This window comes from Yoonia sp. R2-816, assembly GCF_046762905.1.
GTDB lineage: Bacteria > Pseudomonadota > Alphaproteobacteria > Rhodobacterales > Rhodobacteraceae > Yoonia.
The window spans coordinates 1-336 of record NZ_JBKQXN010000354.1; the positions used below are offsets into that span (position 1 = coordinate 1).

Consider the following 336-nt stretch of genomic DNA (forward strand, 5'->3'; position numbering starts at 1 on the left):
AGCGAACCGATGATGGCCGCACACGATTAGTACGCCATGGTCACCTGCCGGAGCGCGAGGTTATGACGGGGATCGGCGCGGTGCCGGTGAAGGTGCCGCGCGTGCGAGACCGGAGTAGCGACGTAGAGAAAATCCGCTTCACGTCATCCATTCTGCCGCCCTATCTGCGCAAGGCCAAGTCCATCGAAGAGCTGTCGCCCTGGTTGTACCTCAAGGGCATTTCCACGGGCGATTTCCACGAAGCGCTGGCCGCTTTGCTGGGGCCCAACGCGGCGGGTCTGTCTTCGACGACGATATCCCGGCTCAAGGCCGACTGGTGGGATGAGTATGACCGCT

Annotated in this window: 1 protein-coding gene; it reads left to right on the forward strand. The window is 62.2% G+C overall.

Annotated features, from left to right (window positions below):
- Positions 1 to 336, forward strand: a 336-nt coding sequence (locus ACFWW2_RS27730) for a transposase (protein ID WP_393934140.1), incomplete at both ends; no start/stop codon positions are given.